Here is a 16,379-nt window from a genome sequence, read left to right on the forward strand (position 1 = left end):
TTATGCTGCCGCTTTAACAATGCCTGCACCCGAAGCAGCAGCTCGCGCATGTAAAAAGGTTTGGTCAGGTAATCGTCGGCACCGCTGTCATAGCCCTGCACTTTATCTTCCAGTTCTGCAAATGCCGTCAGCATCAATACCGGCGTATCGCGGTTGAAATAGCGGAAGGATTTGCAAATCTCGTAACCGTTTTTTCCCGGCAGGTTAACATCCAGGATAATACAATCAAAAAGGTCTTTTCTCAAAACCCTGTCGGCAAGGCTGCCATCGTACAAAGAATGGGTGGTATATCCCGAAGCCTGCAGGGCTTCGCAGATATTCTGGTTCAATGTCTGATCATCCTCTACCAGCAGTATTTTCATATCCTAAAAATACCCGCTTCCGGTCTGATTATGATAAATAAATTAAACTGCCTGCAGGAAGGCCTGAGAGCCGGGCTCCTGGCACAGGTAATAATAAACACCCGGCTGATCAACAACCGGGTGTTTATGGTATTATTTCAATTTGCTGAGTACTTCCTTAATCCTGGCCATGCCCTCTCGTATTTTAGGCAGGCTGTTAGTGAAGGCGATACGAATGCACTTGTCTTCTCCAAATGCCTTTCCGGTTACCGTTGTAACATGGGCATTTTCTAAAATATAAAAGCAAAGTTCATCCGAGTTGTTAACGGTAGTAGTACCATCTGATTTACCGAAATAAGAGCTGATATCCGGAAACACGTAAAAAGCGCCATCCGGTTCATTACAGGTAACGCCCGGAAGCTCCTGTAATAATTGCATAATGGCTTTTTTGCGCTCTGCAAATTCCTTTACCATGGCTTTGCTGGGTGCCAGGTCGGTGGTTAAGGCAACTATGGCAGCCCGCTGGGTTACAGCATTTGCACCACTGGTTATTTGCCCCTGTATTTTTTCGCAGGCTTTCACAATTTCCGGAGCTCCTGCAATAAAGCCCAGGCGATAGCCGGTCATGGCAAAACCTTTGCTTAACCCGTTGATAATGATAACCCGGTCCTTGATAGCGTCAAACTGGGCAATACTTTCGTGTTTCCCATTATAGTTGATGTATTCATAGATTTCATCGCTCATGATATACACCTGGGGATGTTTTACGAAAACCTCTGCCAATGCGGCCAGTTCTTCCTTTGAGTAAACGGCACCGGTGGGGTTACAGGGAGACGAGAACATGAAGAGCTTTGTCTTCGGGGTTATTGCGGCTTCCACTTCAGCAGCACTTACCTTGTACCCGGATGCAGCGTTGGTGCGGATCATTACCGGCACACCTTCTGACATTTTCACAATTTCAGAATAGGATACCCAGTAAGGAGTAGGGATCACCACCTCATCGCCCGTATCTACCAATGCCATAATCAGGTTGGCAATGCTTTGTTTGGCGCCGGTTGATACCAGGATATTTTCCGGTTTATAATCGAGGTTATTATCACGTTTTAATTTGGTACAAACGGCTTCACGAAGATCGGGATAACCTGCAACGGGCGGGTAATGGCTCCAGTTTTCATCCACTGCTTTTTTGGTAGCCTCTTTAATGTGTTCAGGCGTATCAAAATCAGGTTCCCCTAAACTAAGGTCGATAACATCAAATCCTTTGGCCCGAAGTTCGCGGCCCATTTTGGCCATACGCAGCGTTTCCGGTTCACTAAAGCGCTGCAACCGTGATGATAGAGACATGTTGTTTTGCTAAATTGGTTTGTTTATTGAATGATTGCTTGACAATTGGTAAAAATACAAAATGACGGGTTAGTGGCATTATTTCTTTTGCAGTATGGGTAACAAACGGGGACGTTTTTCACCCGTTGAACCCGTTTCTCCGATACCTATAAAGCTATACAGGCTGCCGGCTACTACGGGAAAAGCGGCTCCATCCAGCACCTGGTTATTTCGATCTAATAACTCATAGCGCCAGTTTCCGGGAACAACATTAACACTGAAATCGGTAGCGGTAATGCCGGTTCTTTCCAAATAGGCCCTTTTACTGGCCACTACCAGGGTATCCTCCGGGCTGATCAGCCATACGCTGAGGGAGTCTGGTCCGGCTACACAATTTATAAACCGGATCCGGGCCGAGGTATCGGTAGTTTCGGGTTTGTCCTGGATGATTGTCCAGCTACCAAATCCATTACGGGCTGTATCAAATACAAGCACGGTATAATAGGCATTGGCATTCCAGGGTAGAAATTTATTGTCGGTATACACCTGCTCTCCTACTTTCCAGCCAATGGTGCGGATGCCGGGCCGTACCGGTATATAGCCATTCCCATCCAATTCACCTGCGCTGCCGAAAGGAAGGTCTTCTGCAGCAACAGGGCTTCCATCCAGTACCAGATTGATCTTATCTGCATCCAGGGCCGCATTTACCAATAATAGTCTGGCCCGGGGGCCAGTTCCGGTTTTATCTTCCTGCTTCAGGCAACCAGCTAGCAACAAAACCATTAACAAAACCGGAATTCCACTACTTTTCCACCTCATATACAAATTTTATTACATCTAAGGACTGCATTTGCCCTTTTTGCCGGGGCTGTTCCGGCCCTGCAAATTCCGCATTTTTTCCGGATAGGCGCTCTAAAAACTCCATCCTGTCAATATTTCATCCGAAATCCTATATTTGCCACTCTTTAAAAACCAACAAAAAACGAAACAAGTATTGCGATGAGAATACTCGTGAGCATCTTTACTGCTTTTTTGATCCTGATTTCACTGTACCAGTTATCTTTTACCTGGTTTGTGAACCAGCACGAAAAAGGCATCGAAGAAAAGGCAATGCGGTATGTGAACACCTACCCTAAACCAGAACAAAAGTATGCTGGTAATCAGGACCTCCAACTGAAATACCAAGACACACTGAATGAGATCAAAAAAGCAACGGTAAGACGATTGCAGGACAGCACCCGTAATGAAAAAATTACCTGGTGGGGGCACAGTTATCAGAAAGCCAAAGAAAACGAATTGCTGCTCGGTCTGGATCTTCAGGGCGGTATTAACGTTACCATGGATGTTGCTTTAGACGGGTTGATTAAAGGGCTTAGTAATAACCCCTCTGATCCAAATCTGAAAAAAGCATTGGATGAAGCAACGCGTAAAAAAGCTACTTCCGATGCCGATTTCATTACCCTCTTTGCGCAATCTTTCAAGGAAGTTAACCCCGGCATAAAACTGGCGCCCCTGTTTTCGAACAGTACCAGAAACCAGGTAAAAGTAGACGCCTCAGATGATGCGGTAATCCGTTATATCCGAGACCAGGCTACAGCAGCGATGAAGCAGACCTACGATGTATTGACCAAGCGGATTGATAAATTCGGGGTGGCACAGCCGAATATCAGCCTGGATGAAACCAAAGGAATTATTACGGTAGAACTTGCCGGCGCAAGCGATCCTGAGCGGGTTCGTAAATACCTTCAATCAACAGCTAACCTGCAATTTTTTGAAGTATACACTATTGGTGAACTGGATCGTAGCCTGGAAGCGGCCGACAAAGCGCTGGCAGCTTACCTGAAAGGCAGCAATCCGGCTACTGATACTGTAGTTAAACCGGTTGCGGTGGACACAACCAACAACGCTGACACTACCTCCCTGGCTAACGTGCTGAAGAGCGGTGACACGTCGAAAACAGCTGCGGCTCAAACGCCGGAAGCAGCCAGAGCTGCTAACCCAATTCTGGCTACGATTCAATTTGTTCCTCCACAACAAGGGCAGGATGGACGTCCGGTATTTGCTCCTTACCTGGGTTTTGTAGCCTTGAAAGACACCGCATTGGCAATGTCCTACCTGAACAATCCGGTTGTTCAAAATAATATGCCCGGTAATGTGAAATTTTTATTTGGCATGCCGGAGAAAAATTCAGACGGAAAAATCCAGGATTTTGTAGCCCTCTATGGTATCAAAACCATTCCTGGTTCTGAGAAAGCAAAACTCGAAGGAGAGAATATTACGGATGCCTTCCAGGATTTCAACCCGGTTACCAGCCAGGTTACGGTTAACATGGTAATGAGTAAACAGGGAGAGAAAATCTGGGCAAAAATGACCGGCGATAACGTAGGTCGTGCCATTGCCATTGTTCTGGACGATATTGTATACTCTGCACCGAATGTAAACGAACCCATCACCGGAGGTAATTCACAAATTTCTGGTTCCTTCACTGTACAGGAAGGGCAGGATTTATCAAATATCCTGAAGAGTGGTAAACTGGATGCACCGGCTAAGATTGTACAGGAGCAGGTAGTTGGTCCCACACTTGGACAGGAAGCTATTTCCGGTGGTTCCTTATCCTTCCTGATTTCCTTTGCGGTTATTTTTATACTGATGCTGGTGTACTACAACACCGCTGGTTGGGTAGCAAATGTTTCGCTTATTCTGAACCTGCTGTTTACCGTTGGGGTGCTTAGCTCACTGAATGCAACCTTAACGGCGCCTGGTATTGCCGGTCTGGTACTGACCATCGGTATGGCAGTGGATACCAATGTGGTTATTTTCGAGCGGATTAAAGATGAGCTTACCAGAGGTAAATCCTACCAGCAAGCTGTACAGGATGGTTATAGCAGATCCCTGGCGCCGGTATTGGATGGTCACCTCACCTCTCTTATCACCGCTTTCATTCTGTTTTACTTTGGACTTGGGCCGGTTCTCGGATTTGCCACCACGCAGATTCTTGGTTTGTTCCTGAGTCTTTTCTGTGGTATCCTGGTTTCCAGAATGATTACGGATTTCTACACCAATAAGAACCGTCACTTTAAATATTTCACCACGGTAAGCCGGAACCTGTTCAAGAACGTAAACTTTGATTACGTTAAAATCAGGAAGATCACCTATATGATTTCCGGGCTGATCGTAATCCTGGCCATTGTTTCCTTTTTTAACGGGTATAACCAGGGGGTTGAATTCAGTGGCGGACGCAGCTTTATTGTAAAATTTGATAAGCCCGTTTCCACGCAGGATGTAGCCAATGACCTGGAGAAAGTACTGGGTAGCACGCCTATCATTAAAACGTATGGCGGTGCCAACCAGCTCGATATCGTAACTGATTACCTGATTGAACAGAGTGGCCCGGAAGTGGACGAACAGGTACAGGCCAAATTATTCGAGGGGTTGAAAAACTTCCTGCCGGCCAATGCAACTGCTGAAGATTTTGATACGAAATACAAACAGGGCTCCAAGAAAGTGGTTCCCACCATTTCTGATGACCTGAAAACCGGTGCTATGTGGGCTACTTTCTGGTCACTACTGGGCATCTTCCTGTACATCTTTATCCGTTTCCGCGACTGGCGCTATTCATTTGGTACCATCGTGGCACTGATTCACGATGCACTGGTTACGCTGATTGTATTCTCCCTGTTTAAAGATATAGTGCCCTTCTCTTTAGAGATTGACCAACACTTTATTGCAGCGATCCTTACAGTAATCGGTTTCTCAACAAATGATACCGTGATAGTTTTTGACCGGATCCGGGAAAATAGTCACCTCATGAAAAATGCAACCCGCGCACAGATCATCAACAAATCGATCAACGATACCCTCAGCAGAACCGTTATGACATCCGTTACGGTATTCCTGACCATCCTGATCCTTTTCCTGGTGGGCGGTGAAGTAACCAAAGGATTTGCGTTTGCCATGCTGATTGGGGTTATTACCGGGGTTTACTCCTCTATTTTTGTGGCGGCTCCGATCCTGGTGGATTTTGGCAAGAGCAAACCTCTGGGGGGCGATTCCAATGAAATACTGGAAGGCAAAACCACTGCACCGGTTGCACCCGCAGTAAAAGCCTAAGCAACTTATATACCTACAAAAAAGCCGTTCGCAATTGCGAACGGCTTTTTTTATCGGGGGCAATTAAAAGAAATGAGATACCCCTTTCCGTGTTTTATACGGCAAAGGAGGTTCCGCAACCACAGGTTTTGCTGGCATTGGGGTTCGTAAAAGTGAATCCCCGGTTATTCAGTCCATCCTGCCAGTCAATTTCCATACCCATCAGGTAAATGCCATGTGATTTATTCATGGTGCAGGGAATATCTTCGATGATAAACTGTTCGTCCCCTTCCGCTGTGTTGTCGAACCCGAGGATATAACTCATTCCGGAACAACCACCTCCTTTCACGCCAACCCTTAATACCTGGCTTTTATCAAAACCAGGATCCTGCATCAGCCGCCTTATTTCTGCCAGCGCTCCTGCTGTCATTCTAACCGGCGTTTCCATTGCTGTTTCCATACTTTCCGATTTATTTCTACAAAAATAACAATTTTCCTCCACCGGTCCGGTGGCACCCGACAGAGGGTGCCAAACCGGTGAACCAGCAAAAAAACTTTGTGGTGCCCAACAAGCTGTTAAATTTGTTACTTAATAGCATAGAATCATGGATAATACCACTGTATCGATTATTGCCGGCGTTGTTTTACTTGGATTTGTCGGACTCTACCTTTATTTCTACCGAAAAGATAAAAATTCCATTGCGGCTGCCACCAAGGCAGCACCGGCAGAGGCACAAAAGGAAAACGGCCCCTCTAAACAAATGCAGCTGGCAGCATATGAGCGGCTTGTAATCCTGGCCGACAGAATAGCGCTGCCTAACCTCATCAGCCGAACCAACGATCCTTCCTTTGATAAACGTAGTATGCAACAATTGCTTACACAAACCATTAAACAGGAATTTGAATACAATCTTTCCCAACAGATTTATGTAAGCGCTGCTGCCTGGGATGCGATTCGTAACCTCAAAGAGCAGAATATTATGATCGTAAACCAACTGGGGGCCATATTACCAGACGACCTGAGCGGCCTTGAGTTCAACAAAAAAATAGTTGAATTTGTTATGAACCAACCGCAGGGATCTATGCACGGACTGGTACAGGAAGCACTCAGCTACGAAGCCAAGAAGTTATTGAGCTGATGGAATTAAACGATTGTTATGGCAGAAAAAAAGATCACAACAGACAGCGGAATTGAAATCAAACCGGTGTATTATCCCGAAGATCTTCCGGCCGGGTGGAAGCAGGGGGAACAACCGGGGGAGTTTCCGTTTACCCGGGGAGTTCAACCTGATATGTACCGCGGTAAACAATGGACCATGCGCCAATACGCTGGTTTTTCCACGGCAGAAGAAAGTAATAAACGATACCATTACCTCTTGTCGCAAGGAGTGTCCGGCCTATCCGTGGCTTTTGACCTGCCCACACAAATCGGGTATGACAGTGACCATTCCATGGCCGAAGGCGAAGTAGGAAAAGTGGGCGTAGCGATCGACAGCCTGGAAGATATGCAGGTGCTTTTTGATGGCATCCGCCTGGAATCTGTAAGCACTTCCATGACCATCAATGCAACCGGTTTTATCCTGCTCTCTTTTTATGTTGCATTGGCTAAACTACAGGGGGCAGACCTCACAAAAATCAGTGGTACCATCCAGAATGATATACTGAAAGAATATGCGGCAAGAGGCACTTATATCTATCCGCCGAAACCCTCCATGCGTATTATCACCGATATTTTTGAATGGTGCAGCAGTTCCTTACCAAAATGGAATACCATCTCAATTTCGGGCTACCATATTCGTGAAGCGGGGTCTTCTGCTGTTCAGGAAATAGCTTTTACACTCTCTAACGGCAAAGCCTATGTGCAGGCAGCAAAAGAACGGGGCCTTGATATCAATGTGTTTGGGAAACGCTTGTCTTTCTTTTTCAACGCACACAATAACCTCTTTGAAGAAGTTGCCAAGTTCAGGGCCGCCCGCCGCATGTGGGCAAGCATTATGAAAGAATTGGGTGCCACAGATCCCAAAGCCATGATGCTGCGTTTTCACACGCAAACCGGGGGAAGTACCTTAACGGCACAACAACCCCATAATAATATAAGCCGGGTTACCCTCCAAACCCTTGCCGCTGTATTAGGAGGAACCCAATCACTTCATACCAATGGGTATGATGAAGCGCTGTCCCTGCCGACGGAAGAAGCTGCACGGATAGCGCTGAGAACCCAGCAAATTGTTGCCTTCGAAAGCGGCGTAGCAGATACCGTTGACCCGCTGGCTGGCTCCTATTTTGTGGAAGCGCTGACACAACAACTCGAAGAACAGGCTTTTGCCCTGATAGCCCGCATTGATGCCATGGGCGGTAGTGTAACCGCTATTGAACAGGGATTTATGCAGGATGAAATTGCCAGAAGCGCTTATGAATACCAAAAAGGAATTGAGAAGGGAGAAAAAATAATTGTCGGCGTCAATAAATTTCAACTTAAATCAGAAGAGCCCATTCCACTGTTTAAAATTGATGATTCCATCCGCCAGGTACAAACCCAGAAACTAAATGCCCTTAAAAACAACCGTAACCCTGCCCTGGTAGATCAGGTACTGCAAAACCTGAACGATAAAGCAGCATCCGGTGAAAACATAATGCCCGCAGTTATTGAAGCAGTGGAACAAAAATGTACCCTCGGGGAAATTGCGGATGAACTACGCAGTGTATTCGGAGAGCACCGATAAGCAGGGCTTCATTTTCCTATACAAGCAGATTTGCTTAAATTACCGGACCACAACTGAATACTATGCGAATTCATTTTCCGGTACTATTGCTGATAGCGCTCTCCTCCACGTTCATTTTACAGGCTCAACCCGGTATAGAAACAACTATACAGGCGAAAGCTAAACAGGTTTTACCTAAACTGATCGAATGGAGACGCCATTTACATCAATACCCAGAGCTCAGTAACAGGGAAACAAAAACCATGGAATACATTGCCGCTCACCTGCGGTCGCTCGGTATTGAAGTACAGGAAAAAGTAGCTAAAACGGGGGTGGTAGGCTTACTGAAAGGAGGTAAACCCGGTCCTGTTATTGCTTTACGAGCAGATATGGATGCCCTGCCAGTAGAAGAGCGGGTAGATCTTCCGTTTAAATCCACCGTACAGGCCGAATACATGGGACAAACTGTTCCGGTTATGCATGCCTGTGGCCATGATAGCCACGTAGCAATACTGATGGGCACAGCAGAAGTGCTGGCCTCGTTAAAAAAAGATATTGCAGGTACGATCAAATTCATTTTTCAGCCAGCGGAAGAAGGACCTCCCGGGGAGGAAGAAGGGGGTGCTCCTCTAATGATCAAAGAAGGGGCCATGGACAATCCGAAAGTAGATGCCATCTTCGGCTTACATATTTCATCTTCCATCGAAAGTGGCTCTATCCGTTATAAACCCGGACCTTTCATGGCCTCCTCCGATTGGTTTACTATAAAAATCAAAGGCAAACAGGCGCATGGTTCAGCGCCCTGGGGAAGCATTGATCCCATAGTAGTGGGTACTCAGATCATTGCAGGCCTGCAAACCATTGTGAGCCGCCAGGAAAACATTGTAAAAGCACCGGTGGTAATAACCGTTGGGAAATTTCATAGTGGCGTAAGAAGCAATATCATACCCGAAGAAGCCATCCTGGAAGGAACCATCCGTACGCTTGATGCAGACATGCAAAAAGATGTACATGCGCGCCTTCGAAAAACGGCCGAAAGCATTGCTGCGGCAAGCGGCGCAAAAGTAGATATCTCCATTGATACCAAAACACTGGTAACAAGCAATGATTCAGCACTTACCAACAGTATGGTTCCATCACTCCAAAAAGCTGCAGGAAAGGATAGGGTACAAACCCAATCCTGGACAACAGGGGCGGAAGATTTTTCTTTTTTTGGCGAAAAAGCACCTGCCTTATTTTTTAACCTGGGTGGTATGCCGGCAGGTACCGACCCGGCTACTGCGCCGGGCCACCATACCCCCGATTTTTATATCGAGGACAGCCAGTTAGATGTAGGTGTTAAAGCGTTTTGTTACCTGGTATTTGATTATGCCACACAGCATACCAAACAAAAAGCAAACGCAGCCAAGAAAGCTTTTTAGCCATGGAATACCAACTGGTAAAGAGTGCGGCCGAAATGCAGCAGATTCTGACCTTGCAAAAAGCCAACCTAAAACAATACCTGGATGCTGCCACCAAAGAAAGCCAGGGATTTGTTACCCTGCAGCACAACCTATCCTTGTTGCAGCAAATGCATGCAGTAATGCCTTCTGTAATTGCCGTGGAAGGAAATCAACTAGCCGGGTATGCATTATCGCTGGCGATTGAATGTATGCCTGCTTTCCCTGAATTGGAGAGCATGTACAACAGCTTACAAAACCTGTCCTTTAAGGGCCTTCCTATTAGCAGGCAACGCTATTATTACATGGGGCAGATCTGCGTGGACCAGGCATTTCGTGGACAGGGCGTTTTCCAGGGATTATACCAGGCGCATGCCAGGTATTTTCGTGCGCAGTTTGACGTTCTGATCACCGAAGTATCGCCCCTGAATAAGCGTTCCATGACAGCCCATACTAAGATGGGTTTCGAGGTTATTCATTCGTATGCAGATGAATCCGGCCCCTGGAATGTAATTGCCTGGGACTGGTCCTGACGCCTTTTATTTCTTTTGTTCCTTTGCCCAGGTGTCCTTTAGTGTAACTGTGCGGTTAAACACGAGTTTTTCTTCACTGGTATCCTTATCCAAACAGAAATACCCTTTTCGTAGAAACTGGTACCGCTCGTCAAAGCGCGATTTCAGCAATGCCGGCTCTGCGTATACATGATCGATCACCTGCAGTGAATCGGGATTGATATAGGATTTGAAATCGCCTTCTTCACTGGATGGATCTTCCACCCTGAACAGGCGATCATACAATCTTATTTCTGCCGATACAGCATGTTTGGCACTAACCCAATGCAGGGTACCTTTTACATTAATGCCGGAGCTGTCTGAACCACTCCTACTCTCTGGGATATACGAACAATGCAGTTCGGTAACATTGCCAGTTTCATCTTTCACCACCTCATCGCAGCGGATAATGTAGGCGCTTTTCAGACGCACCATTTGTCCGGGTGCCAGGCGAAAGAATTTTTTCGGTGCCACTTCCATGAAGTCTTCCCGCTCAATATACAACTCCCGGCAAAACGGAATATCCCGGAGGGAAACCGTTTCCGCTTCCGGATTGTCTTCGCTCTGCAGCATTTCCTCCTGCCCTTCGGGATAGTTGGTAAGGATAACTTTCAACGGATCGAATACAACCATTCGGCGAAGCGCAATTTTATTCAGGTCTTCCCGTACGCAAAATTCCAGCAGGGACACATCAATCATGTTTTCCCTTTTGGCAATACCGATGCGCTCACAGAAATCGCGGATACTGAACGGTGTATACCCTCTTCTGCGCAAACCGGAGATGGTTGGCATGCGGGGATCATCCCATCCTGTAACATGTTTCTCGTTTACGAGTTGCAGCAATTTTCGTTTACTCGTAACCGTGTAGTTCAGGTTACGACGGGCGAATTCATATTGATGCGAGGGATAGATCTCCAATTGCGCAATACACCAATCGTATAATTCGCGGTGCGGAACAAATTCCATGGTACACAGAGAGTGGGTCACTTTTTCAATGGAATCGGACTGGCCGTGAGCGAAATCATACATCGGATAAATGCACCAGGCATCGCCGGTTCGGTGGTGATGGGCATGTTTGATGCGATAGAGCACCGGATCACGCATGATCATATTGGGATGCGCCATATCAATTTTTGCCCGCAGTGTGCGGGTTCCGTCAGCGAACTCCCCGGCCTTCATGCGTGCAAACAAATCGAGGTTTTCTTCCACCGGGCGATCCCGAAAGGGGCTATTGGTACCTGGCTGCGTGGTAGTACCTTTCATGGCAGCAATTTCTTCCGAACTGGAATCATCTACATAAGCCAATCCTTTTTTAATCAGCAAAAGTGCAAATGCATACAATTGATCAAAATAATCAGAAGCAAACAACTCGTTCTTCCAGGTAAAACCCAGCCATTTAATGTCTTCTTTAATGCTTTCTACATATTCCGTGTCTTCTGTAACCGGATTGGTATCGTCGAACCGAAGGTTGGTGTAGCCCGGGTATTTTTTAGTGAGTCCGAAATTCAAGCAAATACTGGACGCATGTCCAATATGCAGGTATCCATTGGGTTCGGGAGGAAAACGGGTAACAATGGAGGCGTATTTTCCCGAAGCCAGGTCTGCTTCAATTATTTCTTCTATAAAGTTGAGGCCTTTCTCTTCTTCTTTCTTGATTTCGCTCATAGTGTAAAAATTCCTTTGGAAGGGCAAATTTACGCTCTTTTCGCTTAGGGTCAGCGGGCATAATTGCGGGCGCCAAAGAGTAAACTGCCAACGCGGATCATGTTGGAACCCTCTTCAAGGGCTATCTGGTAATCGCCGCTCATCCCAAAACTGAGCAGGGGTTGCTCCTTTTTTTCCTGCCGGTCAGTGACGGAACTGATAACTGGCAGGTATTTTTTTGACCATTCTACCAGTTGGCGAAACTCCTGCCGCACCTGGTCCTGATCGGATGTATTCGAAGCCATGCCCATCATTCCTCTTATTCGCACGCCTTTAAAAGCTTCCGGGTCTGCCTGAACGGCCTCCACCACCGCTTTCAGATCCATTTCATCCATGCCGAATTTAGTGGTTTCCCGGGCAATAAAAACCTGGAGCAGACAATTTACCCGGCGATTGATTTTGATAGCCTGTTTGCTGATCTCTTTCAACAGTTTAAGACTGTCTACCCCATGCACCAGGTGTACAAAGGGCACCAGTAATTTTACCTTGTTCGATTGCAGGTGTCCAATAAAATGCCAGTTTATATCACCTGGCAGTTGCGCTTGTTTTTCTACCAGTTCCTGTACGTAGTTTTCGCCAAAATCTCTTTGTCCGGCGTCATAAAGCGCCTGTATATCTGCGGGCGGTTTAATTTTACTGACAGCTACCAGGGTTGCTTGTTTTTCTTTACATTCCTGGATAAGTTGCCGGTAATGCTGCAGGTTAATTGCCATAAGGCGAAGATAAGAAAGCATTTACCATTCACTGGTCACAAAAAAAGCGCCCTTCTTACGAAGAGGCGCTCAAGCAAGCAAAACCAAACCTATTTTAATACGGAACGACCGATTACAATACGCTGCACTTCCGAAGTACCCTCATATATCTGGGTGATCTTGGCATCGCGCATCAATCGTTCAACGTGGTATTCCTTAACATATCCATAGCCGCCGTGTATCTGAACAGCTTCTGTTGCTATCCACATAGCTGCTTCGGAAGCAAATACTTTTGCCATTGAACTACTTAGGGTATAATCCTTTTTGTTATCCTTTTCCCAGGCTGCTTTCAGGCATAGCAAACGGGCTGCTTCCACTTTAGTAGCCATATCTGCCAGTTTGAACTGAATTGCCTGGTGCTGCATTATTTCCTTCCCAAAGGCTTTCCGTTGTTTGGCATAGGCCAGGGATCGTTCAAATGCTCCACTTGCAATACCCAGGGCCTGCGAAGCTATTCCAATTCTTCCACCTGCAAGTGTCTTCATTGCAAATTTAAATCCAAACCCTTCTTCGCCGATCCGGTTTTCTTTGGGCACTTTTACGTCTGTAAAAGAAATGCTATGTGTATCGCTGCCCCGAATGCCCATCTTGTTTTCTTTTGCACCTACACTTACACCCGGCCAGTTCTTTTCGACAATAAATACATTGATACCTGCCGGGCCTTTTGTTACATCGGTTTGTGCAATCACCAAATAAACCGAAGCCGATGAGCCATTGGTGATCCAGTTCTTGGTTCCGTTCAATAAATAATAGTCGCCCTTATCTTCTGCGGTTGTCCGCTGAGAACTGGCATCACTGCCTGCTTCCGGTTCGCTTAAGAGGAATGCCCCGATGTAGAGCTCTCCGTCCTTTTTCCCCTGCGCAAGTGGGGTCAGGTATTGTTTTTTCTGGTCTTCATTACCATAGGCTTCGAGCCCCCAGCAAACCAGGCTGTTGTTAACGCTCATGCATACACTAACACTGGCATCTACCTTGCTAATTTCTTCCATTGCCAGCACATAACTAATTGTGTCCATTCCTGCACCTCCGTAAGCCGGGTCCACCATCATTCCCATAAATCCCAGGTCTGCCAGTTGCATAACCTGTTCTTTCGGAAACAGTTGTTTTTCATCCCGCTCAATTACCCCCGGCAAACACTGTTGTAGTGCAAAATCCCGGGCTGCTTTCTGGATCATTAATTGTTCTTCTGTCAACTGAAACTGCATGGGATTGGGTTAAAGTGCAGCAAAAATAATAGAAAAATGCTTGCAACTAACGTTTGTTAGCTATTTTCTACAAAAAAAATGGTTCAGTTTGCAACTATTTCATTTCCAGTCATTTACTTGTAAATTTGACCGGCCAGATCGCTTAATTTTGTCACATGTCAACACTCGGAACAGACTATTGGAATGAACGCTACAACCGGTCAGAAACAGGTTGGGATATCGGATTTGCTTCTCCTCCCCTTACCGCTTATATAGACCAGGTAACGGATAGGAATAGCCGTATTCTGATTCCCGGTTGCGGCAATGCCTATGAAGTGGAATATCTATTAAAGGCAGGGTTTAAAAATATTACCGTAATTGATATTGCTCCCTCTTTGACAGCGGCCTTAGGCCGGCGATTTAATAACTGGGTGGATAAGGAACTAAAAATCCTCACCGGCAATTTTTTCAGCCTATCCGGACAATTCGACCTGATCCTGGAGCAAACTTTTTTCTGCGCCCTGGATCCTTCATTACGACCCGATTATGTGAGCCAGATGGCTGCGCTGCTTGCGCCGGAAGGAATCTTAGCAGGGGTTCTTTTCAACCGCTCTTTTGTAGGCGGCCCTCCCTTCGGTGGTTCGATAGAAGAATACGAATCGCTGTTTCAAAAAGAGTTCAGCCGGCGATTAATGGAACCTTGTTACAATTCAATTAATCCCCGGCTGGGTACTGAGCTCTTTATACGGTTAAAAAAATAACCAGCTTTTATTTCGGCATAACCACCGAATCAATTACATGAATTACACCATTAGTGGCTTTAAGATCGGTAGCTGTTACCCAGGCTGTTGCACCGGTTTCATCGGTTAATTTAACCTTACCACCGTCTAAGCTGGCAGTTAATTTACCACCACTTACGGTTGTTAATACCGCTTTACCTCCACCCGATTTAATCGCTTTTAAAACAGCTGCCGCATCGAGCTTTCCGGCAACAACGTGATAGGTCAGAATTTTTGTTAGCGTAGGTTTTGCTTCGGGTTTTAATAGCCCTTCTACTGTTCCTGCAGGTAATTTACCGAATGCTGCATTAGTTGGTGCAAATACGGTAAATGGACCGGCGCCCTGCAAAGTTCCTACCAGGTCAGCTGCTTTAACAGCTGCTACAAGCGTGGAATGATCGGCGCTTCCTGCTGCCACGCCTACAATGTCTTTAGATTGTGCCTGCGTTGTTAATATAGAGGCAGCACTGGTCAATAGCAAAAGAAAAAACTTTTTCATACGAAATTTTTGATGGTAGAATGATAAATTGATGACTACATACCAGGGCCCTTGGTGTGTTTCATTAGCTAAGAATTAACCGTTGAAAACAAGCATGGTTCTCTTTCATCATCCCAAATCAGGGGATTTCTGCAGGCTTTTGCAATATTTTATCAGCTGTGGAAGAGATGGATGGAGCAGGGATGGAATGTTTAGACGTCAGACAGGTGTTAGAACGCTGTTCTAACACCTGTCTGACGTCTAAACGGGTTCCTGTTGGCTCAGGCAGTGGAAACTTCCCAAACCCCAGATGATTTCGGTGGAATCAATGCCAATTACCTCCCTATCCATAAAACAATCCTGGATGATCCGCAACGCCTGCTCATCTTTGGAACAGCGGAACGTTGGCACTATAACATAGTTGTTCGCAATGTAAAAATTAGCATACGAACAAGGCAGCCGCTGGTCATCATACACCAATTCATCCGGCATGGGCAATTCTACAATATTCAGCTGTTTGCCATTCAACAGACGCATTTGCCGGAGTTGCTTCAGATTGGTTTGCAGTAACTCATAATTCTCGTCCTGTTTATTCGTTTCAATGACGGTCAGCACCGTATCCTCCGTTACAAACCGTACCGTATCATCAATATGCCCATCGGTATCATCACCCACAATACCTTCCTCCACCCACAAAACCTGCTGCACTCCATAATACTGTTGCAGGTACCATTCAATCTTTTCCTGGCTAAGCGTTGGATTACGGTTCGGGTTTAACAAACAGGCCGTACTCGTTAACACGGTGCCCGCTCCATTAAACTCTACAGAACCACCTTCCATTACAATTCCCGGGTGATAGACCGGCCAACCAAAATGTTCGGCAATCCGCGTTGGAATAACATCGTCCAGGTCAAAGGGAGGATATTTTCCACCCCAGGCATTATAGCCCCAATCAACTACCAGTTTTTTTTGTTCGGCTGCCGGGTTGATGAGGAAAGCCGGCCCATGATCCCTGCACCAGGCATCATTTGTAGGAA

Annotated in this window: 15 protein-coding genes; 6 read left to right on the forward strand and 9 right to left on the reverse strand. The window is 46.3% G+C overall.

From position 1 onward, the window contains the following. The 3 genes from A1D16_RS09780 to A1D16_RS09790 form a co-directional block, all read right to left on the reverse strand. Nucleotides 1-362, reverse strand: a 362-nt coding sequence (locus A1D16_RS09780) for a response regulator (RefSeq protein WP_290709177.1), incomplete at its 3' end; no start/stop codon positions are given. A gap of 132 nt (nt 363-494) precedes the next feature. Beyond that, nucleotides 495-1,685 (reverse strand): pyridoxal phosphate-dependent aminotransferase, encoded by a 1,191-nt coding sequence (locus A1D16_RS09785; RefSeq protein WP_290709178.1) that lies wholly within the window; start codon nt 1,683-1,685, stop codon nt 495-497. 78 nt (nt 1,686-1,763) lie between these two features. Next, the gene (locus A1D16_RS09790) at nt 1,764-2,483 is read right to left on the reverse strand and encodes a DUF4397 domain-containing protein (protein WP_290709179.1); all 720 of its coding nucleotides are present in this window, start codon (nt 2,481-2,483) and stop codon (nt 1,764-1,766) included. A gap of 180 nt (nt 2,484-2,663) precedes the next feature. Between A1D16_RS09790 and secDF the strand changes: the two genes are divergently transcribed. Continuing rightward, a complete protein-coding gene (gene secDF, locus A1D16_RS09795) occupies nt 2,664-5,774 on the forward strand; it encodes a protein translocase subunit SecDF (RefSeq protein WP_290709180.1) in 3,111 nt (1,036 codons plus the stop codon). 94 nt (nt 5,775-5,868) lie between these two features. On the opposite strand, the gene A1D16_RS09800 is transcribed toward secDF, so the two are convergent. Next, a complete protein-coding gene (locus A1D16_RS09800) occupies nt 5,869-6,213 on the reverse strand; it encodes an iron-sulfur cluster assembly accessory protein (protein WP_290709181.1) in 345 nt (114 codons plus the stop codon). Between the two features lie 145 nt (nt 6,214-6,358). Between A1D16_RS09800 and A1D16_RS09805 the strand changes: the two genes are divergently transcribed. The 4 genes from A1D16_RS09805 (at nt 6,359) to A1D16_RS09820 (ending at nt 10,427) form a co-directional block, all read left to right on the forward strand. Continuing rightward, entirely contained in the window at nt 6,359-6,892 is a 534-nt protein-coding gene (locus A1D16_RS09805) for a hypothetical protein (protein ID WP_290709182.1), read from the forward strand. An 18-nt stretch (nt 6,893-6,910) separates the two neighbouring features. Continuing rightward, a complete protein-coding gene (locus A1D16_RS09810) occupies nt 6,911-8,476 on the forward strand; it encodes a methylmalonyl-CoA mutase family protein (RefSeq protein WP_290709183.1) in 1,566 nt (521 codons plus the stop codon). Between the two features lie 62 nt (nt 8,477-8,538). Continuing rightward, a complete protein-coding gene (locus A1D16_RS09815) occupies nt 8,539-9,876 on the forward strand; it encodes an amidohydrolase (RefSeq protein ID WP_290709184.1) in 1,338 nt (445 codons plus the stop codon). Between the two features lie 2 nt (nt 9,877-9,878). Next, the gene (locus A1D16_RS09820) at nt 9,879-10,427 is read left to right on the forward strand and encodes a GNAT family N-acetyltransferase (protein ID WP_290709185.1); all 549 of its coding nucleotides are present in this window, start codon (nt 9,879-9,881) and stop codon (nt 10,425-10,427) included. Nucleotides 10,428-10,433: 6 nt separating this feature from the next. Here the strand turns inward: A1D16_RS09820 and A1D16_RS09825 are convergent, their stop codons facing one another. The 3 genes from A1D16_RS09825 to A1D16_RS09835 all read right to left on the reverse strand — a co-directional run bounded on the left by A1D16_RS09825 (nt 10,434) and on the right by A1D16_RS09835 (nt 14,106). Further along, a complete protein-coding gene (locus A1D16_RS09825) occupies nt 10,434-12,110 on the reverse strand; it encodes a glutamine--tRNA ligase/YqeY domain fusion protein (protein WP_290709186.1) in 1,677 nt (558 codons plus the stop codon). Nucleotides 12,111-12,160: 50 nt separating this feature from the next. Next, a complete protein-coding gene (locus tag A1D16_RS09830; RefSeq protein ID WP_290709187.1) occupies nt 12,161-12,862 on the reverse strand; it encodes a YggS family pyridoxal phosphate-dependent enzyme in 702 nt (233 codons plus the stop codon). 89 nt (nt 12,863-12,951) lie between these two features. Further along, on the reverse strand, nt 12,952-14,106 hold the full coding sequence (locus tag A1D16_RS09835; protein WP_290709188.1) for an acyl-CoA dehydrogenase: 1,155 nt from the start codon (nt 14,104-14,106) through the stop codon (nt 12,952-12,954). Nucleotides 14,107-14,261: 155 nt separating this feature from the next. Here A1D16_RS09835 and A1D16_RS09840 point away from each other — a divergent pair, with 155 nt between their 5' ends. Next, nucleotides 14,262-14,846, forward strand: coding sequence for a methyltransferase (locus A1D16_RS09840; RefSeq protein ID WP_290709189.1), 585 nt, complete (start codon nt 14,262-14,264; stop codon nt 14,844-14,846). A 7-nt stretch (nt 14,847-14,853) separates the two neighbouring features. On the opposite strand, the gene A1D16_RS09845 is transcribed toward A1D16_RS09840, so the two are convergent. Both A1D16_RS09845 and A1D16_RS09850 read right to left on the reverse strand, forming a co-directional pair. Continuing rightward, nucleotides 14,854-15,363: a fasciclin domain-containing protein gene (locus A1D16_RS09845; RefSeq protein ID WP_290709190.1), complete on the reverse strand. Its 510-nt coding sequence runs from the start codon at nt 15,361-15,363 to the stop codon at nt 14,854-14,856. 240 nt (nt 15,364-15,603) lie between these two features. Beyond that, nucleotides 15,604-16,379: agmatine/peptidylarginine deiminase (locus A1D16_RS09850; protein WP_290709191.1), on the reverse strand; the 776-nt coding region annotated here is incomplete at its 5' end.

It is taken from the genome of Flavihumibacter sp. CACIAM 22H1, assembly GCF_001601815.1.
In the GTDB taxonomy this organism is placed as follows: Bacteria; Bacteroidota; Bacteroidia; order Chitinophagales; family Chitinophagaceae; genus Flavihumibacter.